Source organism: uncultured Ruegeria sp. (genome assembly GCF_947504215.1).
Taxonomy (GTDB): Bacteria; Pseudomonadota; Alphaproteobacteria; order Rhodobacterales; family Rhodobacteraceae; genus Ruegeria.
The window spans coordinates 23,742-42,621 of the sequence record NZ_CANNGO010000014.1; the positions used below are offsets into that span (position 1 = coordinate 23,742).

The following is an 18,880-nucleotide window of genomic DNA, read 5'->3' on the forward strand; positions in this document are numbered from 1 at the left end:
AGTACTCTAGCAGAAGATCGTGACGAACCGCATTCTGCAATGGTTAAGCATCGTGAGCGACAAGAGTTGTGCCTCCGGGCAAGCGCAATGGTTCGGAACAAAGACATCTAAGTGGACAATTTACTACTATTGATCTCTCGCAAGCAACTCAGCATCGAACCAAACATCCTCATAAATGCCATCGGTCAAGAAACGCCAGCCCGGAGGCAATGACAGGAACTTTAACGCAAGAGTGCATTTTGTTTCTAAATGCGCCGTGTGAAGGGGTTTGAAAAAACCTTCGTCCTCTGAAAATTGCTGGCTTCCCCAAATATACCAACCCGTTGTGCCGTTTTCTTCTCGGTGCCGCAGGCCATTAAGTGGAATTTCACCATCCAATGCAGATTGAGAAACCCCAACCTTTTCGCCAAGGTGGCATTCGCAGACTTCCGCACCAACTGCCTTGCAAACTTCTATTTGAGACTGTCGCACAGCCAAGTGCATTGGTGTTTCTCCCCAAGATTTTGGCAGCTTAGTCATATTTAAAAATGTCACAATGGGGCTCGAAGCAGTCATTCAAGGAACTGCTATTGCAACCCCTCTTCGCCGAGCAGATGTCGGCCCTGCCGATCCTCGACCTCGACAACCCACAGATCGGGGTCAAAGCTGCGCTGCCGTTGGATGGCCGCGTCTACATCCGCCTCTGGGCCGCTGGACAGTTCGACCCATTTGCGGTCACCGCTCATCAGGTCGAAACTGCGTTGGAACGCCATCGCCTGACCGTCCAGCGTGTTAAGCTTGACCAGCACCGCGCCCGCTGTGTCGTCGCCATGGGTCACGACAAAGGCCGGGATTTCCTGAAATCGCAGGCGCGCCAAATAGGCGTGGACCCAGAAATCAGCTGTCAGCCGCGTCATGCGTTACCGTCTTTGAAGTCCAGACCCATTTCCGAATAGCGCTCGGATTCCTCCAGCCAGTTGGGCCGGACTTTGACCTGCAGGAACAGGTGGATTTTACGGTCGAGGAACTCTTCCAGTTCCGCCCGCGCCGCTTGGCTGACCGCCTTGATCGTCTCGCCCTTTTTGCCCAGCACGATGCCTTTGTGGCCGTCGCGCATGACATATATGATCTGGTCGATTTTGGCGGAACCGTCCTTGCGCTCTTCCCAGCTCTCGGTTTCGACCGTCAGCTGGTAGGGCAGTTCCTGATGCAGGCGCAGGGTCAGTTTCTCGCGCGTCATCTCAGCGGCGATCATGCGCAAGGGCAGGTCGGCGATCTGATCCTCGGGGTACAGCCATGGGCCTTGGGGCAGTTCCAAGGCCAGCCATTTGCGCAGGTCATCAACGCCATGGCCCTTTTCGGCTGAGATCATGAAAGTTTCAGCAAAGGGATAGCGTGTATTCAGGTCGCTGGTCAGGGCCAACAACACTTCGGATTGAACCTTGTCGATCTTGTTGATCGCCAGCGCGATTTTACGGCCCTGCCCGATCTCTTCCAGACCTTCGAGGATGCGCTCGACCCCTTCAGTGATGCCACGATGGGCCTCGACCATCAGCACGACGACATCGGCATCGGCGGCCCCGCCCCACGCGGCGGCGACCATGGCACGGTCCAGACGGCGTCGGGGTTTGAACAGGCCGGGTGTATCGACGAAGACCAGCTGCGCGTCGCCCTCCATCGCAACACCACGGATGCGAGTACGAGTGGTTTGCACCTTATGCGTCACGATCGAGACCTTGGCCCCGACCATGCGGTTCAAAAGGGTGGATTTGCCTGCGTTGGGCTCTCCGATCAGGGCGATAAATCCGGCACGTGTGGTCATAGGTGTTGCGATCCTGTTTGCAAGTGCGCACCCCTATAGCAGAAAGGGGCTGCGGGCCAGAGGGATTTGTCGCATTGCGGCCATGCATACAAGGTGGCAGGACAGCGAAGCGCCACGCCAAAACCAGTCAGGCGACCATCCAATCCGTGAGGCGAGATATGAAACGTCGAGAGTTTCTTTTGGGCAGCGGTGCCGCTGCGGGAACGCTGGGTCTGAGCCGGTTCGGTCTGGCGGCCGGGACGCAAGAACTGGTAATTCAGCCAGCCAGTTTTGAGCTGACGGATCAGGTCACGGATGGCATGGTCAGCCTGTCGTCAGGCGCGCCTCCTCCGGTTCTGTATGGACGTCAGGGTGAGGTGATGCGGTTGTCTGTGCGCAATACGCTGACCGATTATACGGCGATGCATTGGCACGGGCTGCGGATCGCCAATGAGATGGACGGCGTGCCTTATCTAACCCAGGTGCCGATGGGTCAAAACGAGGTTTTTCAGTACGAATTCACGCCACCCGATGCAGGCACCTACTGGTATCACCCCCATTGCATGACGATGGAGCAGATGGCCCACGGGTTGACTGGCGTGATGGTGATTGCTGAACCCGAAGACCCCGGCTTTGACAGTGAACAGGTGATCAATCTGCGCGATTTCCGGCTGGATGAGGATGGCGCGTTTCTGCCCGCCTTTACGCAACGGGGTACGGCCCGCGCGGGAACATTTGGCAATGTCCACACCGCCAACTGGTTGCAAAAGCCGGTCTATGACCACGCTGCCGGTGGACTGGTCCGGCTGCGTGTGGTCAACACCGACACGAGCCGGATTTACAAACTGCATCTTGAGGGGGCGGAGGCCCGGATCATCGCCTGGGATGGGCACCCGGCCGACGTAGAAATTCCCCTGCCCAGCGCTGACACACCGCTGCTGGTTGGCTCCGGTCAACGGGTGGATTTTGCGGTGGCGATGCCTGAAGGCGAAGGTCAGACCGTCGCACTGATGGCGAAACTGCCGGGTCAACCGCCCCGCGCCATGGCGCGGTTGCGCGCAGTTGGCGCGACCGTTGCGCGAAATCTGCGTGACTTGAAGCCCCTAGCCGCCAACCCGGTTGCAAAACCCGATCTCGCGAATGCGGACCTGCATGAGTTCGTCTTTGGCTGGACGCCCGAAGGTGGCGTTCCGAACAACGGCTTCTGTGGCTCGCTCGGTTACAATTTCTGGTCAATCAATCGCAAACCGTGGCCGGGGGATGCAGCACAGGGCGTGGGCCCTTTGGCGACGCTGGAGCTGGGCAAAACCTATGTTCTGAGGTTGCGGAATGAATCGCCAAACTTGCATCCGATCCACCTGCACGGGCTGGCCTTTGTGCCCCTGAAGTCTAATCAACGCCAATTGCCGCCCCTGATGACGGATACGATGTTGCTGCTAAAAGACGAGGTGGTCGAGATTGCCCTGGTTGCCGACAATCCGGGCGATTGGGCGTTTCATTGCCATGTGATCGAGCATCAGAAAACCGGCCTGACCGGGTTTATTCGGGTTGTTTGAAGGGCGGATTGCGCCCCTCAAACTCATCAAGTGTCAGGTTTCCCGGCGGGTGATCAGGCGCAGGATTGCAACCAGTACGATGCCGTAAAGCACATGGCCAATCAGCGCGACCCAAGTAATCCCTGTGAAGTTCAAAAACGGCGGCAGGCCCGAGAAGGCTGTAACGCCGCCGATTGCGAATACCCATAATCCGGCCCCGTAAAGCGCCGAGGCCAGGAACCAATGCACCGGACCCAGTACGAGCGTCCAGATAGGTTTGAAGACATAGGCCCATCCCATCGGGTAGGCAATCAGACCCACGATGTAGAAATGGACAAAGAACCCGAGAAAGGCACTGCTTGGCAGCCCGAGGCTGGACAGCAGACTCTGTGCCAGACCTTCGGGCGACAGATTTGCCCAGCCGATAGAAGGGCTGAGGACCTGGCCCCAGAAATCAAATGCCATTGTGGCGAAAAACCCGGCGATAAACAAAAGTCCGATATAGGTTACACTCAGTCTGCTTTTTTCCATTGAACCACTCTCAATAACCCCAATTCGTAAACTCTGATCGGGCTTAGTGCGGCCGGGTCAAAGCAAGTCTGCAGTACATAAAAAGACAGCCAGATTTTGCCAGAATTATCAATGAAGTGTTACATGTTTTACAATGCAGTGCCGATCGCGCGTCAACTAAGACGTTCTAGCAAAGCCTTCGCCGCCGCCTGTTCTGCCTGCCGTTTCGATCCGGCAGTGGCCTGTGCCTCGGTGCCGTCTTGCAGGCGGGCCGCGATGGTGAAGACAGGCGCGTGGTCGGGACCGCTGCGTTTGACTTCAACATAGCTGGGTGGCTTCTGGCCGCGGGCCTGCGCCCATTCCTGCAACGAGGTTTTGGCGTCGCGGGCGTCGGCCTCGACACTGTGGACCCGGTCGCCCCAAAGGGCGAGGATCACGTCGCGCGCGGCTTCGAAATCAGCGTCGCGGTAGACGGCGGCAATCACCGCCTCCATCGCATCGCCCAACAGCGCCTGTTTGCGGCGTCCTCCCGAGAGCATCTCGGACCGGCCCAGTTTCAGCACCGCCCCCAGATCAATCTGCAAAGCCACATCGGCGCAGGCTTCCTTGCGGACCAACGCATTGAAGCGCGGGGCGAGTTGGCCTTCGGACGCCTTTTTGTCCGCCTCAAGCAGGGCGGTCGCCATCACAAGTCCCAACACTCGATCGCCCAGAAACTCCAACCGCTGATTGTCGGGCCGGGTGGACGAAGAGACTGAGCCGTGGGTCAATGCCCGCAGAAGCAACTCGGGGTTGGCGAACTCATACCCAAGCCGCTGCTGGAACGCTTTTATCTCGGCCGATAGCTTCAATTGACTGCCTTGAAGAAGCGATCTCCGCGCCAGGTCCAGAAAAACAGCATCGAACGGCCGGCGGATGAGAACATGATCCGATCGGCGCGACCGATCAGGTTTTCATATGGCACATAGCCAACCCCTCCGGCGGATTGCGGCAGGCGGCTGTCGGCAGAGTTATCACGGTTGTCACCCATGAAGAAGTAGTTGCCTTCCGGCACGGTATAGATGCCGGTGTTGTCCGATCCCTGATTGTGGATGTTCAGAACATCGTATGAAACGCCATTGGGCAGCGTTTCGATCATGCGGGATTTCTCACAGATGCCACCGTTCCCCACCGGGCCGTTTTCGCATCGTGGTCGCAGACCCTGAGGACCTTGCGGAGCGGCGACCTCGGTAAAGACGCCATCGGGCTGCTGTGGAACCGGTGTTCCGTTCAGAATGATCTGCCCCTCGCGCACCTGAATGCGATCCCCTGGCAAGCCGATCAGCCGTTTGATATAGTCCCGCCCGGTGACCGGGTGGCGGAACACGATCACATCGCCACGTTCGGGATCGCCGCCCCATATCCGGCCGTTGTCCTCGCCCGGCAGCCAGCCGCAGATACCTTCGGCATCAATGTTCAGGCCGATGCTGGGCATGACCATGCTGGGGCAAGATGCGTAGGAGTAGCCATAGGCCATTTTGTTGACGAACAGGAAATCCCCGATCAACAGCGTTTGCTTCATCGATCCGGAGGGAATCCAGAATGGCTGGAAGAACAGCGTGCGGAAAACTCCCGCGATCAGCAGGGCGTAGACGATGGTCTTGATCGTCTCCCAGACGGCATTTCCGGATTTGGCTTCCTCGGCCATACTGCTCTCTCCAGTCTTTGCTTGGTTGGGGTGCTACATGCGGGTCGGGTGGGGGCAAGTCAAGGCCGTGCGGCCCCATCTTGCAGTGGTCGCGCCTCGATCACGACAAAGGCCTGCGCCCAGGGGTGATCATCGGTCAGAGTGACATGGATGATCGCCTCGTACCCGTCCGGGGTCATTTCCTTCAAACGCTCGGCAGCCCAGCCAGTCACATGCATGATCGGCTGGCCGGTGCGGAGGTTGGTGACAGACATGTCTTTCCACGCGATCCCCATGGCAAGGCCTGTGCCCAGCGCCTTGGAACACGCCTCTTTCGCGGCCCAGCGCTTGGCGTAGGTGCCGGCCGTGTCGGCACGACGTTCGGCCTTGCTCTGTTCAATATCGGTGAAGACACGGTTGCGAAACCGATCGCCGAAGCGGTCAAGCGTGCCTTGGATGCGCTCAATATTTGCGAGGTCCGTGCCGATGCCGAGGATCATGTTCCCTGCTCTACTTTGCGTAAGTGCATGCTGTATCCTCGACCAACACCGAAGACAAAAGCGTAGCGACACAAAAACAAGGAAATACCCAAACTGATCAAGAACTCAAAGCACCATAGAACGACTTGTTCTGACAAGTGCCAACGTTGGCGTGAGACTGTCAGATTATAGAACAAAGCACAGGCAACTACTGCAAAAAAAGTGGTCAAAACCATCTTACGCGCGAGAATCCAACTCTTCTCTGGCGGGCCGCATTGGAAACCCCTACGACCGATATCAAATCCATACACCAAAGCAGCCACCGCAATCGAAAAGATCAGCGAGGATAACCTCGTGGGCCATTCAAACCACAGAAATGCTCTCGCCATGTTCAGAAAGACATAGGTCATTAGAACGATGCTCAGAAACAGAGGGCGATGCAATCCAACTTGCTTGTCTTGTGAAAACAAATACTTCACCCAAAATCCCTCAGTTAGGATCGCTTAAGACAACCGCACCGTCAGAATCTTGTAACTTGCCAACCCAAAGAACCCGGCAAAGGCGAAATCGAACCAGCGGCGGGTGCGGCGGTAGGTTTGGACCATGCGCGCGGACGAAAACAGAAAAGCGTAGCCGATGAAGATCAGCAACGATCCTGCGTAGAGTAAGCCAAAATAGCCCAGCAACATCGCTAGGCTAGCGTCGTTCGGGGCGACGATGGCGTAGATCGAGCCCCAGCTGAGGATTGCCTTGGGGTTAGTCAGGTGGATGGCCGCCCCTTTGGCAAAGATGGTTGGCAGCGACCCGGTGATCGGGTTGCCCAATGCCACCTCATCCGAGGTCAGAGCGCGGAGCAGCGCCTTGAGGGCCAACCAACTCAGATAGGCAACGCCGATGTAGCGGATCACTTCGAATACCCAGACATTGGCCAGCATGATCGCCGACAGGCCCAGCGCGGCGGCAATGCCCCACGCGGCGGACCCGGCACAGATGCCCAGCGCGAAGGCCAAACCAGCGGTGCGGCCTTCATTCATGGCTGTTCCGGCGATGCCCATAGTTGCAGGGCCCGGCGAGCCGCCAGCCAAGAGCCAGGCGATCCAGATCGCGACAAACCCAGAGGTGATCATGCCCGCGCCTCATCCATCAGGCGACGCATTTCGGCCATGGCCGGGGTGAGGCCCAGAAAGATCGCCTCCCCAATCAGGAAGTGGCCGATATTCAACTCGCGCACTTCGGGAAAGGCCGCAACGGGCTTGACCGTATCATAGGTCAGGCCATGGCCCGCGTGCACCTCAAGACCCAGCGAATGACCAAATGTCGACATCTCGCGCAGCGACTCCAGCTCGCGCGCGGCATCTTCCATGCGGCCCTCGGCATGAGCGTCGCAATAGGCGCCGGTATGCAGTTCAATCACTTCGGCCCCGATGCGATGGGCGGCTTCGATCTGACGCTTGTCGGCGGCGATGAAGATTGAGACGCGGCAACCAACCTCTCGCAGGGGCGCGATGAAATGTGCTAGCTTGTTTTCCTCGCGCGCGACCTCCAGCCCGCCCTCGGTCGTGCGTTCCTCTCGCTTTTCGGGAACGATGCAGACAGCGTGCGGCTTGTGGCGCAGGGCGATCTTCTGCATTTCTTCAGTTGCGGCCATTTCAAAATTCAAAGGCACCGACAGAACCTCCATCAGCCCGTCGATATCGGCGTCCGAGATATGGCGGCGGTCTTCGCGCAGATGCGCTGTGATCCCGTCTGCCCCCGCTTCTTCGGCCAGTTTCGCCGCGCGCAACGGATCGGGGTATGCCCCGCCACGCGCATTGCGCACCGTCGCCACATGATCGATGTTCACACCCAGACGCAGATGGTTGTCAGACATCACCCGATTCCTTTTTCCGATTTTGTTCCGAACCTAGAGCGTTTGAGTCGGGAACGGCAGCCTTAGCTTCGGCCAAACGTTTGATTTGTTCGAACTTTGCCTTGATCTTGGCGCGGCGGCGATTCTGATAGGTGCGGATCAACGGCAGGCTGAGATAGCCGCAGATCAAACCTGCTACGATCCCCGGAATGACCCCGCCCACCAGATAGGGGAAAAATACATCGTCGTAAAACCGGCTGAGACCATGCCAATCCGCTTCGCGCCCTGTGAACACGGCGATGCAATTGTCTTTGAGATCGCCCATCGCATCGGCAAACTTGCCCATCAGCCCATGCGTGTCGCCCTTGCGGAACCGGGTGCCCAAAAGGAAATGTCCGGTCTGCAGGCTGACGACGCCGATCGGGACATAGGTCAGCGGATTGCCGAAGAACGTACCGCTGAGCGCCGCCAGAATATTGCCGTTCAACAGACGAGCCAACACGGCGGCGACCACGAAATGAAGCCCGTAAAACGGGGTAAACGCAGCAAAGACCCCTGCCCCGATTCCACGTGCGATCCGGTCAGGTGAATCCGGCAGCCGGCGAACGCGGTGTTTGACATAGTGAAAGGCGCGGGTCCAACCACCGCGCGGATAGACGAATTCAGATGCGACCTGGACGGGTGAGCGTCGATCTCGGCGCTTGAAAACCACTCCTGATCACCCCTTCTCAGCCAGCCGCAACTGCGGTTTTTGCGCGGTCCCGATACCTTTCGACCGCGGCAACGTCGCTTTCAGCCTCTAGCATCAGCATCAGAGAATGAAGCTGTTCCAGATCGCGCAGTTCGACGTTGATCATCAGTCGGTAAAAATCCGGTTTCCGATCCACGAATTCGAGGTTGGAGATATTGGCCTTTTTCTCGCCTATCAATGTACAAATTCGCCCCAATACACCGGCATCGTTGCCAATGGTCAGGTCCAGCGTGGCGCCGTAGACTGCCGGGTGCGTTCCAGAGTGCCAGTGCAGATCGACCCACCGCTCGGGCTCGTTCTCGAATTCAGACAGGCGGTCGCAATCGATGGCGTGCACAACCACACCTTTGCCACGGTAGGTAATCCCCACTATGCGTTCACCCGGCACCGGTTGACAACAAGGCGCGCGATCAAAGCTCTGCCCTGGTTCCAGACCAATCACGGCGCGGCGCAACGGGATGGCATCGCCTTCATCCTTGGCGAGCTCTGGATACACCGCCTCGACCACCTCATGGGCGGTCAGTTCGGCACTGCCCAACCGGGCCAGCAGTTCCTGACGGTCCGTAAGTCGCAGATGTTTTGCTGCAGTATCCAGCGCCTTGTCGGTTGCTTTGCGCCCAACGTTCTCGAACCCAGCGCGGGCCAGTTCCTTGCCCAGTTTGATAAAACGTTCCCGATCAACTTCGCGCAGGGCACGGCGAATGGCAGTGCGGGCCTTGCCGGTCACGGCGATCTCAAGCCAGCTGACCTGAGGCGTTTGCCCGTCTGCGGTAATGATATCGACCGACTGACCGTTCTTGAGCCGTGTCCACAAGGGCACGCGGATGCCATCCACTTTGGCGCCAACACAGGCATGGCCGATGCGTGTGTGAATGGCATATGCAAAGTCAATGGGTGTGGCACCACGCGGTTGCTTGACCACATCCCCTTTCGGAGTGAAGCAAAACACCTGATCCGAATACATCTCAAGCTTGACGGCTTCGAGGAAATCTTCGTGGTCTTCTTCGTTGTCAAACTGCTCAGTCAGGTTGGAAATCCACTTTGCCGGATCCACGGCAAACGGGTTTTCTGAGCGTACACCATCGCGGTACGACCAATGCGCCGCGACCCCTGTTTCGGCCACGTCATGCATCTGACGGGTGCGGATCTGAACTTCAACCCGTTTGCCGTCACGCCCCGACACTGTGGTGTGAATCGAGCGATAGCCGTTCGATTTCGGCTGGCTTATATAGTCCTTGAACCGCCCGGGCACGGCGCGCCAGCGCTGATGGATTGCGCCGAGGGTACGATAACAGTCTTCCTCGGTCTGGGTGATGATGCGGAACCCGTAGATGTCAGACAGGCGCGAGAAGCCCTGATCTTTTTCCTGCATCTTGCGCCAGATTGAATATGGCTTTTTAGCACGCCCAAATACCTCGGCTTCGATCCCGACCTTTTCAAGTTCATGCCGCATGTCGCCGGTGATGCGATGGATCACATCGCCGGTTTCTCGTTGCAGCGTGATGAAACGGCGGATGATCGACTGGCGCCCTTCTGGGTTGAGAACGCGGAACGCGAGGTCTTCAAGCTCTTCCCGCATCCATTGCATACCCATACGGCCAGCAAGCGGCGCATAGATATCCATGGTTTCACGCGCTTTGATCACCTGCTTTTCCGGTCGCATGGCCTTGATGGTGCGCATGTTGTGCAAACGGTCGGCCAGCTTGACCAGGATGACCCGCAAATCCTTGGACATGGCCATGAACAATTTGCGGAAGTTCTCGGCCTGCTTGGTCTCGCGACTGGACAGCTGCAGGTTGGTCAGTTTGGTAACGCCATCGACCAGTTTGGCGACCTCTTCGCCGAACAGTTCTGACACTTTGCCATAATTGGCTTTGGTGTCTTCGATTGTGTCGTGAAGCAGCGCGGTAATAATCGTAGCATCATCCAGACGCTGTTCGGTCAGGATGGCGGCAACGGCAACGGGATGGGTAAAATAGGGCTCGCCTGAGTGGCGGAACTGCCCGTCATGCATCTGCCGGCCAAACTCATAGGCCTTTGCGATACGATCAGCATTGGTCTTGGGGTTGTAGTTGCGGACCAGCGCAATCAGATCTTCAGCAGAAATCATCCGGTCCGCACCTTCGTCTTGGGGCTTACCCCTGGCCCTGAGCCTCCATCAGTGCGCGCAGGAGCTTTTCTTCGGACATGTCGTCATCGGCGGGCTTGTCCGATTCCGCACCCATAAGCAGCGCCATCTGATCTTCTTCAGGCTCGTCAACCTCGATCTGGGTCTGGTTGGCCTCAATCAAGCGTTCGCGCAGATCATCCGCGCTTTGCGTCTCGTCGGCGATCTCACGCAGCGACACGACGGGATTTTTATCGTTGTCACGGTCAACGGTGATCGGACCACCGGCGGAAATCTCGCGCGCACGATGGGCGGCAAGCATCACCAGTTCGAACCGGTTTGGAACCTTGTCTACGCAATCTTCAACCGTTACGCGGGCCATCGGGCGCTCTCCGTTACTGAATCCATGTCAGGAAGAGGTTTATCTAAGGCCGATTGCACGCCTTGACAAGCAAGAAATGCTGCAAATGCGCGGATCACAGAGGCGTGACTGAAACAACATCTTCGGCAGGCAGGTTAGCGATCATCTCGGTCACTGTGCGACCTAGCACAGGATGTCGCCAATCGGGTGCCACATCCGACATCGGAACCAGCACAAACGCCCGGTCCTGAAGACGCGGATGCGGCAAGATCAACTGATCTGGCGCTTGCTGCCGCTGATCCTGCTGTGAAAGGGTCAGCCAATGGTCAAATTCGTTACGATCGGGCAACACCGTGTCACCCCAAGCGACCAAGTCCAAATCAAGCGTGCGCATGCCCCATCGCTGTATCCGCTCGCGCCCAAATTGGAGCTCGATCTCGTGCAGAATCTGCAGCAGGTCAGCGGGTGCTTTGTCCGAACTGAGCAGGGCGGCCGCATTTACATAGTCCGGACCGGCACCAGCCGGAAAGCACGGGGTCGCAAAAAACCGGCTGACCGCACGAATCAGCACACCCTTGGCAGACAAAGCGTCCAGAGCCCTCTGAAGTGTCACTTTGGGTCCGTTTCCACTCAGATTGAGATTTGCGCCCAGCGCGAGCACGGCTTCGGGCAACGAATCGCTCATTAAACCTCCTTTGTTAACCAAATTGGACACTTGCGATACACAACAAATGCCCTAATTATAGGCTTACCAGTGCGTCCGGAATTTCACTCACTCACCAAAGTCGCGACGCGTTGGATTATACCGGAAGGGACTATTTATGTTTTATAAGGACGAACGGCTAGCGCTGTTCATTGATGGCTCGAATCTTTACGCTGCGGCAAAAGCACTCGGTTTTGATATAGACTACAAACTTCTGCGGCAGGAATTCATGCGCCGCGGCAAGTTACTGCGAGCCTTCTACTATACTGCGCTACTGGAAAACGACGAGTATTCTCCGATCCGCCCCCTGGTTGACTGGCTGCATTACAACGGCTTCACCATGGTGACGAAACCGGCCAAAGAATACACCGACAGCATGGGGCGTCGGAAGGTCAAAGGAAACATGGATATCGAACTGACTGTCGATGCCATGGAACTGGCGCCGCGCGTCGATCATATCGTGCTGTTTTCGGGTGATGGGGATTTCCGCCCGTTGATTGCGAGCCTGCAGCGTCAGGGCGTGCGTGTATCGGTCGTTTCAACCATCCGCAGCCAGCCGCCGATGATTTCGGACGAGCTGCGCCGCCAAGCCGACAACTTCATCGAGCTGGAAGACCTGCGTGACGTCGTAGGACGCCCGCCGCGCGAGATGCCGGCTGAACCGCGCAGCGTCGCAGTGGCCAGCGGCAGCTGATCTGACGATCAAAACGGGATGGGGACGAAATTCGCGCGGTCAGGACAATTGATCCTGACCGCGCTTCTTTAACTATAAACAGGTGCTCAAACATCGTCGGGCTACCATCGATTCATGTCAGATCAATGACGCGGTCCTGTCTGGACCAAGGCTGGGAAAAGACTTACCTGTGGCCTAAGGAGACAGCGACATGAGCAAGCCGCCACTGAGACTTTACTTGGCCGCACCGCGCGGGTTCTGCGCAGGTGTGGACCGTGCCATCAAAATCGTCGAGATGGCCCTGCAAAAATGGGGCGCGCCGGTCTATGTGCGCCATGAGATCGTGCACAACAAATTCGTCGTTGACGGGTTGCGCGCCAAAGGCGCCGTATTTGTCGAAGAGCTGGACGAATGCCCCAATGACCGACCGGTGATCTTCTCCGCCCACGGGGTGCCTAAATCGGTTCCCGCAGAAGCCACTCAGCGCGAGATGATTTACGTGGATGCGACCTGCCCATTGGTCTCGAAAGTCCATGTCGAAGCACAGCGTCACGCGGATGCCGGGTTACAGATGATCATGATCGGTCACAAAGGCCATCCGGAAACGGTTGGCACGATGGGCCAGCTGCCGGATGGCGAAGTGCTGCTGGTCGAGACTGTGGACGACGTGGCCCATGTTCAGGTTCGAAACCCCGCGAAGCTCGCCTTTGTTACACAGACAACGCTATCGATCGATGACACCAAGGACATCATCGCCGCGCTTGAGGCGCGGTTCCCGGCCATTGTCGGACCGCACAAAGAAGACATCTGCTATGCAACGACCAACCGGCAGGAGGCTGTCAAAGAGGTCGCTCCAAAATCCGATGCTTTGCTCGTGGTCGGGGCCCCAAATTCATCCAACTCGCGCCGACTGGTCGAGGTCGCATCGCGCGCCGGGTGCACCTACGCGCAACTGGTTCAACGTGCGAAAGAGATTGACTGGCGCGCGCTGGAAGGGATTTCGAGCATTGCTATCACAGCTGGCGCATCCGCCCCCGAAATTTTGGTAAATGAAGTCATCGAGGCTTTCAGCGATCACTACGACGTCACGGTAGAGCTGGTCGAAACCGCCGTTGAAAATGTCGAGTTCAAAGTCCCCCGTGTTTTGAGGCAACCCGCGTGAACGGGGTTCCAAAGGCGCCACTGTATCTGGGGCTGGCGGGTCTGATCCCGTTTATCTGGGGTGCGCTGACCTATTTGAACGGGGACTTGCAGGCCTGGGGTTCAAGTACATTTGGGTCCCGATTTGTCGGGCCCTACGTCCAGCTTTTCTATGGCTCTGTGATCCTCAGCTTTATGTCCGGCGTTCTATGGGGCTTTGCGACCAAAACATCTGGCAGCAAGGCGGCGACCTGCTATGCGCTGTCGGTTCTGCCTGCACTGTGGGCCTTTTTCATGACGAGCGGCGGGCCGGTCACTGCGGGCCTCAACCTAATTGTCGGGTTTGCCGGGCTGCTGCTGCTGGATGCGATGTTCTGGTATTGGGGTCTGGCGCCGCGCTGGTGGATGAAACTGCGTATACTGCTGACTGCAATCGTCGTTCTTTGCCTTGCTGTAGGAGTTTATCTATGAGCGATCGTGACACAATTTCCGTCTATGACGCGCAAGCCGCGCGGTACGCGGAACTGACAGATGACTCGAACAAATCTGACCGGGGCATGGATGACTTCATCGCAGCGATACCGTCTGGGGGAACAGTATTGGATCTTGGCTGCGGTCCCGGCGCCTCGGCTTTGGTCATGGCTGAAGCGGGGCTTCAGGTCGACGCGACGGATGCCTCGGCAGAAATGGTCAAGCTGGCCTCGGCTCATAAAGGTGTTTCGGCCCGGCAGGCTACCTTTGCTGATCTGGATGCAGACAACGCATATGATGGCGTGTGGGCTAATTTTAGCCTGTTGCACGCGCCGCGCAGTGAATTCCCGAACCATCTGGCCGCTATTCACACCTCGCTCAAACCCGGCGGCGTGTTCTTCATAGCCTTGAAACTGGGTGAAGGCGAAGGCCCCGACCGGCTGGGTCGATATTATAGCTACTACAGCGAGGACGCATTGAAGACGCATCTGCAAGACGCCGGTTTCACGGTAACCAACCAATGGCATGGCAGCGGAACAGGGTTGGACGGATCAGAGTCGGAGTGGATCAGACTGGCGGCCCATGCCTGAGCTTTTTGCCTATACGGATGGGGCCTGTTCCGGCAATCCCGGGCCTGGGGGCTGGGGTGTGTTGCTGCAGGCGAAGGACGGTGAGACCGTCCTGAAAGAGCGTGAACTGAACGGCGGCGAAGCGGAGACCACCAACAACCGGATGGAGTTGCTGGCTGCAATCAGCGCGTTGGAGGCACTGGAGCGCGCCTCGAAGATCACCATTGTCACGGACAGCGCCTATGTCAAAAACGGCGTCACCGGCTGGATTTTCGGATGGAAGCGGAACGGCTGGAAAACATCGAACAAAAAGCCGGTCAAGAATGTTGATCTGTGGCAAAGACTGGACGAGGCGCAATCGCGCCATGACGTCATCTGGGAGTGGGTCAAGGGCCATGCGGGCCACCCCGAGAACGAAAAGGCCGACGAACTGGCCCGTGCAGGCATGGCGCCCTTCAAGCCAAAGAAGGCGCAGGCGTGAACGGTCTTGCACTGCTGGACTATGCATCGGTTCTGGTGTTTGCGCTGACTGGCGCGTTGGTGGCCAGCCGAGCACAACTGGACTTGGTTGGATTCGCCTTTGTCGCCTGTCTGACGGCCGTTGGTGGAGGCACGGTTCGGGATGTTCTGTTGGATAGGCATCCGGTGTTCTGGGTCGGCCAGCCCGACTATATCCTGATTGCCGCAGGCGCTGCAGTTCTGGTGTTCTTTACTGCGCATCTGATGGAAAGCCGGTACAACTGGCTGGTCTGGCTGGACAGTTTCGCCTTGTCGATTGCGGTCGCCGCGGGCACCGGTGCGGCAATGTCGCTGGGTCAGTCCGGCGTCATCGTGGTTCTGATGGGGATCACCACAGGATGTCTCGGTGGGTTGATGCGGGACGTTGTCTGCAACGAAGTGCCTTTGGTTCTGAAACAAGGTCAGCTTTATGTCTCGTGCGCGTTGGCAGGGGCTTTGGCGGCGGTCATCGCAACAAAGCTGGGGTTGGAAACGTTACCCGCACTGGGCGTTTGTGCATTGATATGCTGGGCCCTTAGGGCGGGCTCGCTGCTGTTTGGATGGCAATTGCCGGTCTACAAAAGTCGCCCTCCGCGGCAATAGGCCGGCGGGCATTGCGACAGAACCGCCAAAAACCAAGGTGCGAGGTCTCAGATGAAGTCCAGGTTTCCACAGATTGCAGTCTGTCTGGCAATGCTGGTGTCTTGCGCAGAACAGTATGCGCCAGTCAGCTTCGTCGCACAGGGCGATGAGATTATTGCAACCGGCACAATCGACGACACCACGCTGACGGCGTTTCAGGAGGTGACGTCAGACAATCCAAAGATACGAACCCTGGTCTTGCAGCATATAGAGGGGTCGCTGGACGATGATGCTAATGTTGTCTTCAGCCGCGTGGTACACGATGCGGGATTTGACACTGTTGTACCGTCCGATGGGTTGATTGCCTCGGGTGGAACGGATTTGTTTCTGGCCGGGAACCGGCGTATTTTGCAGCCTGGCGCATGTGTCGGCGTCCACAGTTGGGCTGGTTCTGGGATCGTAGCGACCGAGCTTCCGCAGGATGATCCCGAACATGACCGGTACATCAGCTATTTCGAGGATATCGGCTTTGACGACGACTTCTACTGGTTCACGTTGGACGCCGCGCCCGCAGATAGAATTTACTGGATGAACGCCTCGGAAGCGAACAGATTTGGTATGACCACCAACGGATCGCCCCGGTTGGGCGCTGCGCCAGACTGTGACGCGCGCTAGAGACGGGTCATCAGCGTTTGATGTAGGTCTGCCAGATCCAGATCACCAGCAACGCACCCAGAATGGCGCCGACAAATCCCGACAGCCAGCCCATAACCGCCAGCAGCGTGCGCAACAGGAAGCCACCGACCAAGGCACCCACGATACCGATCAGCATGGTGGTTGGAATGTCCGCTTCGATCCGCATCAGGCGGGTGGCCAGAAATCCGGCGGCAGCGCCGATGATGATCAGGGCAACAACGGGCATCTTACCTCCTCCAATGGGTTGGCACGATGATCAGCGCACCGATAGATGAAAGTACTGCATCCAGACCGGGCGGGCCAAAGCTGATGCCAAACATGATCCGCACGAAATAGAACAGAAACGCACCACCAACACAGATGATGATGGATTGAAGGTAGCCATTGTGGGTAAAGCCCGTTTTCTCGGACACGTACCCGACGATCCCCGCGATCACTACGGTGCCCATCAGGATCATGAACATGCGGCTCTACTCCGAAAACAGGCGAGTGCCCGCCGGAATTGGCCAGCCCCGCAGGAAGGTTTCCTTATCCTGCGCGCCTTTGCCCGCCCTTTGCAAGCGCAGCAGGTCCAGAGCACCGGATCCGCAGGCAACGCGAAGCTGGTCATCCAGAACTTCGCCCGGTGCCCCCTGCCCCTCAGCAAGGCGCGACGCGAGCAGTTTGATCCGCTCGCCTTCAACCTCGGTCCATGCGCCGGGGAAAGGTGAGAGACCGCGAATTTGCCTGTCGATCAGGACAGCCGACTTCGTCCAATCGATCCGCGCCTCGGCTTTGTCGATTTTGGCGGCGTAGGTCACGCCATCTTCGGATTGCGGCTGCGGTGTCAGGTCTGGCAGGTGGGTCAGCGCCTCGGTGATCAGATCAGCGCCAAAAATTGACAGGCGATCATGCAGTTCGGCGGTGGTTTCTTCGGGTCTGATGCTGGTGGATTTGCGCAACAGCACCGGACCGGTGTCCAATCCGGCCTCCATCTGCATGATGCAGATCCCGGTTTCTGCGTCCCCTGACATGATTGCCCGATGGATCGGTGCAGCCCCGCGCCAGCGCGGCAACAGGCTGGCATGGATGTTCAGACATCCCTTTACGGGCGCATCGAGAATAACTTGGGGCAGGATCAGACCATAGGCCACCACAACGGCCACATCCGCTTTGAGATCCGCAAAGTTTGCCTGTTCTTCAGCAGATTTGAGAGAGATGGGATGGCGGACAGTCAGTCCGAGCGCATCGGCACGTGCATGGACCGGGGTCGGGCGGTCTTTCTTGCCGCGCCCTGCGGGGCGTGGTGGCTGGCAATAGACGGCCGCGATTTCGTGTCCGGCCTCGACCAGCGCATCCAGCACCGGCACCGAGAAATCCGGCGTTCCCATGAAAATTACTCGCATCTATCTCTCCGTAGGATGGGGGTTTATCCCATCTTTTTGGCTTTGCGCAGCAGCATGTCGCGTTTCACCTTGCTGAGCCGGTCGAAATACATCTGACCATTCAGGTGATCAATCTGGTGTTGCACACTTGTGGCCTCGATACCGACAAAGTCCCGGCGATCGACAACGCCTTGTTCATTGAGGAATTTAACTGTCACCGCGCGGGGACGTTTCACCTTGGCCGAAACACCGGGCAAGTTGGGGCTGGCCTCGTCATGTTCGCGCAGTTCGATCGAGCTGTGCAGGATTTCGGGGTTTGCCAGACGCAAGGCGCGGCCACGTTCGGTCGAGCCATCAACAACCGCCAGACGCAGCATCACCCCTATCTGAGGTGCAGCGAGACCGACACCGGGCATCGCCTCCATTGTATCGATCATATCGTTCCAGATGGCCCTGATGTCATCGGTGACTTCGGCCACATCCTCAGCCTTGCTGCGCAAACGCTTATCCGGCCACGGCAGGCAGGTTCGGACGGTCATGAACGGGCCTGCTCACGTTTGAGCTTTTGCATCTTACGCGTGATCGTCTGGCGTTTCAGCGGCTTGAGATAATCGATGAACAGTTTGCCATCCAGGTGATCAATCTCGTGCTGCACACAGGTCGACCAGAGGCCATCAAAAGTTTCCTGCTGCAGTTTTCCGTCGCGGTCAATCCACGTCACGTCAACGACCTTGGGGCGGGTCACTTCCGCATATTGATCCGGAATCGACAGGCAACCCTCCTCGTAGACATTGGTTTCGTCCGAGGAGGCAATGACTTCGGGGTTGAACATGATCAGTGGTCGGGGCGTTTCGCCCTCTTCCTTGATGCAGTCCAGAACAATCAGCCGCTCCAATACACCGATCTGAGGTGCGGCCAGCCCGATACCCGGTGCGTCGTACATCGTCTCCAGCATGTCATCAGCCAGCGTGCGCAGCTCGTCCGACAGGTCAGCCACAGGTGCGCAGACCTTTTTCAGGCGGGGGTCGGGGTGGATCAAGATATTGCGTTTCATGAGGCTGATTTAGGACAACCCGCGCCTAGCCGCAACGCCCCCCTTGCACCTGACCGATTTACAGTTAGCTTTCGTCCGAGAAAATGGAGCAG

26 protein-coding genes are annotated in these 18,880 nt (G+C 57.8%); 8 read left to right on the forward strand and 18 right to left on the reverse strand.

Annotated features, from left to right (window positions below; genetic code table 11):
- Positions 1–126: 126 nt before the first annotated feature.
- From Q1B21_RS19130 to era, 3 genes are read right to left on the reverse strand one after another with little or no spacing between them, the layout of a single operon-like run.
- Positions 127–555: a hypothetical protein gene (locus tag Q1B21_RS19130; protein WP_299892209.1), complete on the reverse strand. Its 429-nt coding sequence runs from the start codon at positions 553–555 to the stop codon at positions 127–129.
- Between the two features lie 11 nt (positions 556–566).
- Complete coding sequence (locus tag Q1B21_RS19135; protein WP_299892212.1) at positions 567–896, reverse strand: DUF1491 family protein; 330 nt, start codon at positions 894–896, stop codon at positions 567–569.
- Positions 893–1,801, reverse strand: coding sequence for a GTPase Era (era, locus tag Q1B21_RS19140; protein ID WP_299892215.1), 909 nt, complete (start codon positions 1,799–1,801; stop codon positions 893–895). Before era ends, Q1B21_RS19135 begins: the two co-directional genes overlap by 4 nt.
- Positions 1,802–1,959: 158 nt before the next feature.
- On the opposite strand from era, the gene Q1B21_RS19145 reads away from it, so the two are divergent.
- Positions 1,960–3,336 (forward strand): multicopper oxidase family protein, encoded by a 1,377-nt coding sequence (locus Q1B21_RS19145; RefSeq protein ID WP_299892216.1) that lies wholly within the window; start codon positions 1,960–1,962, stop codon positions 3,334–3,336.
- Positions 3,337–3,369: 33 nt separating this feature from the next.
- Here Q1B21_RS19145 and Q1B21_RS19150 read toward each other — a convergent pair whose 3' ends face one another.
- The 10 genes from Q1B21_RS19150 to folK all read right to left on the reverse strand — a co-directional run bounded on the left by Q1B21_RS19150 (position 3,370) and on the right by folK (position 11,723).
- A complete protein-coding gene (locus tag Q1B21_RS19150; protein WP_299892218.1) occupies positions 3,370–3,846 on the reverse strand; it encodes a hypothetical protein in 477 nt (158 codons plus the stop codon).
- 152 nt (positions 3,847–3,998) lie between these two features.
- Entirely contained in the window at positions 3,999–4,676 is a 678-nt protein-coding gene (gene rnc / locus Q1B21_RS19155) for a ribonuclease III (RefSeq protein ID WP_299892221.1), read from the reverse strand.
- Entirely contained in the window at positions 4,673–5,512 is an 840-nt protein-coding gene (gene lepB / locus Q1B21_RS19160; RefSeq protein WP_299892225.1) for a signal peptidase I, read from the reverse strand. The genes rnc and lepB overlap by 4 nt, the downstream gene beginning before the upstream one ends.
- 59 nt (positions 5,513–5,571) lie before the next feature.
- Complete coding sequence (gene acpS / locus Q1B21_RS19165; protein WP_298937089.1) at positions 5,572–5,991, reverse strand: holo-ACP synthase; 420 nt, start codon at positions 5,989–5,991, stop codon at positions 5,572–5,574.
- 482 nt (positions 5,992–6,473) lie between these two features.
- Complete coding sequence (locus Q1B21_RS19170; RefSeq protein ID WP_299892227.1) at positions 6,474–7,097, reverse strand: LysE family translocator; 624 nt, start codon at positions 7,095–7,097, stop codon at positions 6,474–6,476.
- Positions 7,094–7,840: a pyridoxine 5'-phosphate synthase gene (locus Q1B21_RS19175; RefSeq protein WP_298937091.1), complete on the reverse strand. Its 747-nt coding sequence runs from the start codon at positions 7,838–7,840 to the stop codon at positions 7,094–7,096. Before Q1B21_RS19175 ends, Q1B21_RS19170 begins: the two co-directional genes overlap by 4 nt.
- Positions 7,833–8,531 carry a DUF2062 domain-containing protein gene (locus tag Q1B21_RS19180; protein ID WP_299083509.1) on the reverse strand — a complete coding sequence of 233 codons (699 nt, stop codon included), beginning with the start codon at positions 8,529–8,531 and terminating at the stop codon, positions 7,833–7,835. Before Q1B21_RS19180 ends, Q1B21_RS19175 begins: the two co-directional genes overlap by 8 nt.
- Positions 8,532–8,547: 16 nt before the next feature.
- Positions 8,548–10,680, reverse strand: a complete 2,133-nt coding sequence (locus Q1B21_RS19185; RefSeq protein ID WP_298937093.1) for a bifunctional (p)ppGpp synthetase/guanosine-3',5'-bis(diphosphate) 3'-pyrophosphohydrolase — start codon at positions 10,678–10,680, stop codon at positions 8,548–8,550.
- Between the two features lie 25 nt (positions 10,681–10,705).
- Positions 10,706–11,059 carry a DNA-directed RNA polymerase subunit omega gene (rpoZ, locus tag Q1B21_RS19190; protein ID WP_085824454.1) on the reverse strand — a complete coding sequence of 118 codons (354 nt, stop codon included), beginning with the start codon at positions 11,057–11,059 and terminating at the stop codon, positions 10,706–10,708.
- 94 nt (positions 11,060–11,153) lie between these two features.
- Positions 11,154–11,723 (reverse strand): 2-amino-4-hydroxy-6-hydroxymethyldihydropteridine diphosphokinase, encoded by a 570-nt coding sequence (gene folK / locus Q1B21_RS19195; RefSeq protein ID WP_299892231.1) that lies wholly within the window; start codon positions 11,721–11,723, stop codon positions 11,154–11,156.
- A 136-nt stretch (positions 11,724–11,859) separates the two neighbouring features.
- Between folK and Q1B21_RS19200 the strand changes: the two genes are divergently transcribed.
- From Q1B21_RS19200 to Q1B21_RS19230, 7 genes are all read left to right on the forward strand, one after another.
- Positions 11,860–12,435 (forward strand): NYN domain-containing protein, encoded by a 576-nt coding sequence (locus Q1B21_RS19200; protein ID WP_120634425.1) that lies wholly within the window; start codon positions 11,860–11,862, stop codon positions 12,433–12,435.
- Positions 12,436–12,625: 190 nt separating this feature from the next.
- Complete coding sequence (gene ispH / locus Q1B21_RS19205; protein WP_299892233.1) at positions 12,626–13,576, forward strand: 4-hydroxy-3-methylbut-2-enyl diphosphate reductase; 951 nt, start codon at positions 12,626–12,628, stop codon at positions 13,574–13,576.
- Positions 13,573–14,025: a DUF3429 domain-containing protein gene (locus tag Q1B21_RS19210; RefSeq protein WP_299083518.1), complete on the forward strand. Its 453-nt coding sequence runs from the start codon at positions 13,573–13,575 to the stop codon at positions 14,023–14,025. The genes ispH and Q1B21_RS19210 overlap by 4 nt, the downstream gene beginning before the upstream one ends.
- Positions 14,022–14,615 carry a class I SAM-dependent methyltransferase gene (locus Q1B21_RS19215; protein WP_299892237.1) on the forward strand — a complete coding sequence of 198 codons (594 nt, stop codon included), beginning with the start codon at positions 14,022–14,024 and terminating at the stop codon, positions 14,613–14,615. Before Q1B21_RS19210 ends, Q1B21_RS19215 begins: the two co-directional genes overlap by 4 nt.
- Entirely contained in the window at positions 14,608–15,075 is a 468-nt protein-coding gene (gene rnhA, locus Q1B21_RS19220) for a ribonuclease HI (RefSeq protein ID WP_120634429.1), read from the forward strand. Before Q1B21_RS19215 ends, rnhA begins: the two co-directional genes overlap by 8 nt.
- On the forward strand, positions 15,072–15,695 hold the full coding sequence (locus Q1B21_RS19225; protein ID WP_298937101.1) for a trimeric intracellular cation channel family protein: 624 nt from the start codon (positions 15,072–15,074) through the stop codon (positions 15,693–15,695). The genes rnhA and Q1B21_RS19225 overlap by 4 nt, the downstream gene beginning before the upstream one ends.
- Positions 15,696–15,746: 51 nt before the next feature.
- Entirely contained in the window at positions 15,747–16,349 is a 603-nt protein-coding gene (locus Q1B21_RS19230) for an alpha/beta hydrolase (RefSeq protein WP_299892241.1), read from the forward strand.
- 10 nt (positions 16,350–16,359) lie between these two features.
- Here Q1B21_RS19230 and Q1B21_RS19235 read toward each other — a convergent pair whose 3' ends face one another.
- Genes Q1B21_RS19235 through def (Q1B21_RS19255) form a run of 5 tightly spaced genes read right to left on the reverse strand, consistent with a single transcriptional unit; the run spans position 16,360 to position 18,788 of the window.
- Positions 16,360–16,596 (reverse strand): GlsB/YeaQ/YmgE family stress response membrane protein, encoded by a 237-nt coding sequence (locus Q1B21_RS19235; RefSeq protein ID WP_120634432.1) that lies wholly within the window; start codon positions 16,594–16,596, stop codon positions 16,360–16,362.
- Between the two features lies 1 nt (position 16,597).
- Positions 16,598–16,834, reverse strand: a complete 237-nt coding sequence (locus Q1B21_RS19240; protein WP_298937105.1) for a hypothetical protein — start codon at positions 16,832–16,834, stop codon at positions 16,598–16,600.
- A gap of 6 nt (positions 16,835–16,840) precedes the next feature.
- Positions 16,841–17,755: a methionyl-tRNA formyltransferase gene (gene fmt, locus Q1B21_RS19245; protein ID WP_298937106.1), complete on the reverse strand. Its 915-nt coding sequence runs from the start codon at positions 17,753–17,755 to the stop codon at positions 16,841–16,843.
- Between the two features lie 23 nt (positions 17,756–17,778).
- The gene (gene def, locus Q1B21_RS19250; RefSeq protein WP_299892245.1) at positions 17,779–18,273 is read right to left on the reverse strand and encodes a peptide deformylase; all 495 of its coding nucleotides are present in this window, start codon (positions 18,271–18,273) and stop codon (positions 17,779–17,781) included.
- Positions 18,270–18,788, reverse strand: coding sequence for a peptide deformylase (def, locus tag Q1B21_RS19255; protein ID WP_299892248.1), 519 nt, complete (start codon positions 18,786–18,788; stop codon positions 18,270–18,272). Before def (Q1B21_RS19255) ends, def (Q1B21_RS19250) begins: the two co-directional genes overlap by 4 nt.
- Between the last annotated feature and the right edge of the window lie 92 nt (positions 18,789–18,880).

Bases quoted from the DNA above. Each gene is read 5' to 3' on its own strand.
- Q1B21_RS19130 (WP_299892209.1), bottom strand. From the start codon at position 555: ATGACTGCTTCGAGCCCCATTGTGACATTTTTAAATATGACTAAGCTG.
- Q1B21_RS19135 (WP_299892212.1), bottom strand. From the start codon at position 896: ATGACGCGGCTGACAGCTGATTTCTGGGTCCACGCCTATTTGGCGCGC.
- era (WP_299892215.1), bottom strand. From the start codon at position 1,801: ATGACCACACGTGCCGGATTTATCGCCCTGATCGGAGAGCCCAACGCA.
- Q1B21_RS19145 (WP_299892216.1), top strand. From the start codon at position 1,960: ATGAAACGTCGAGAGTTTCTTTTGGGCAGCGGTGCCGCTGCGGGAACG.
- Q1B21_RS19150 (WP_299892218.1), bottom strand. From the start codon at position 3,846: ATGGAAAAAAGCAGACTGAGTGTAACCTATATCGGACTTTTGTTTATC.
- lepB (WP_299892225.1), bottom strand. From the start codon at position 5,512: ATGGCCGAGGAAGCCAAATCCGGAAATGCCGTCTGGGAGACGATCAAG.
- acpS (WP_298937089.1), bottom strand. From the start codon at position 5,991: ATGATCCTCGGCATCGGCACGGACCTCGCAAATATTGAGCGCATCCAA.
- Q1B21_RS19170 (WP_299892227.1), bottom strand. From the start codon at position 7,097: ATGATCACCTCTGGGTTTGTCGCGATCTGGATCGCCTGGCTCTTGGCT.
- Q1B21_RS19175 (WP_298937091.1), bottom strand. From the start codon at position 7,840: ATGTCTGACAACCATCTGCGTCTGGGTGTGAACATCGATCATGTGGCG.
- Q1B21_RS19185 (WP_298937093.1), bottom strand. From the start codon at position 10,680: ATGATTTCTGCTGAAGATCTGATTGCGCTGGTCCGCAACTACAACCCC.
- rpoZ (WP_085824454.1), bottom strand. From the start codon at position 11,059: ATGGCCCGCGTAACGGTTGAAGATTGCGTAGACAAGGTTCCAAACCGG.
- folK (WP_299892231.1), bottom strand. From the start codon at position 11,723: ATGAGCGATTCGTTGCCCGAAGCCGTGCTCGCGCTGGGCGCAAATCTC.
- Q1B21_RS19200 (WP_120634425.1), top strand. From the start codon at position 11,860: ATGTTTTATAAGGACGAACGGCTAGCGCTGTTCATTGATGGCTCGAAT.
- ispH (WP_299892233.1), top strand. From the start codon at position 12,626: ATGAGCAAGCCGCCACTGAGACTTTACTTGGCCGCACCGCGCGGGTTC.
- Q1B21_RS19215 (WP_299892237.1), top strand. From the start codon at position 14,022: ATGAGCGATCGTGACACAATTTCCGTCTATGACGCGCAAGCCGCGCGG.
- rnhA (WP_120634429.1), top strand. From the start codon at position 14,608: ATGCCTGAGCTTTTTGCCTATACGGATGGGGCCTGTTCCGGCAATCCC.
- Q1B21_RS19230 (WP_299892241.1), top strand. From the start codon at position 15,747: ATGAAGTCCAGGTTTCCACAGATTGCAGTCTGTCTGGCAATGCTGGTG.
- Q1B21_RS19235 (WP_120634432.1), bottom strand. From the start codon at position 16,596: ATGCCCGTTGTTGCCCTGATCATCATCGGCGCTGCCGCCGGATTTCTG.
- Q1B21_RS19240 (WP_298937105.1), bottom strand. From the start codon at position 16,834: ATGTTCATGATCCTGATGGGCACCGTAGTGATCGCGGGGATCGTCGGG.
- fmt (WP_298937106.1), bottom strand. From the start codon at position 17,755: ATGCGAGTAATTTTCATGGGAACGCCGGATTTCTCGGTGCCGGTGCTG.
- def (WP_299892245.1), bottom strand. From the start codon at position 18,273: ATGACCGTCCGAACCTGCCTGCCGTGGCCGGATAAGCGTTTGCGCAGC.
- def (WP_299892248.1), bottom strand. From the start codon at position 18,788: ATGAAACGCAATATCTTGATCCACCCCGACCCCCGCCTGAAAAAGGTC.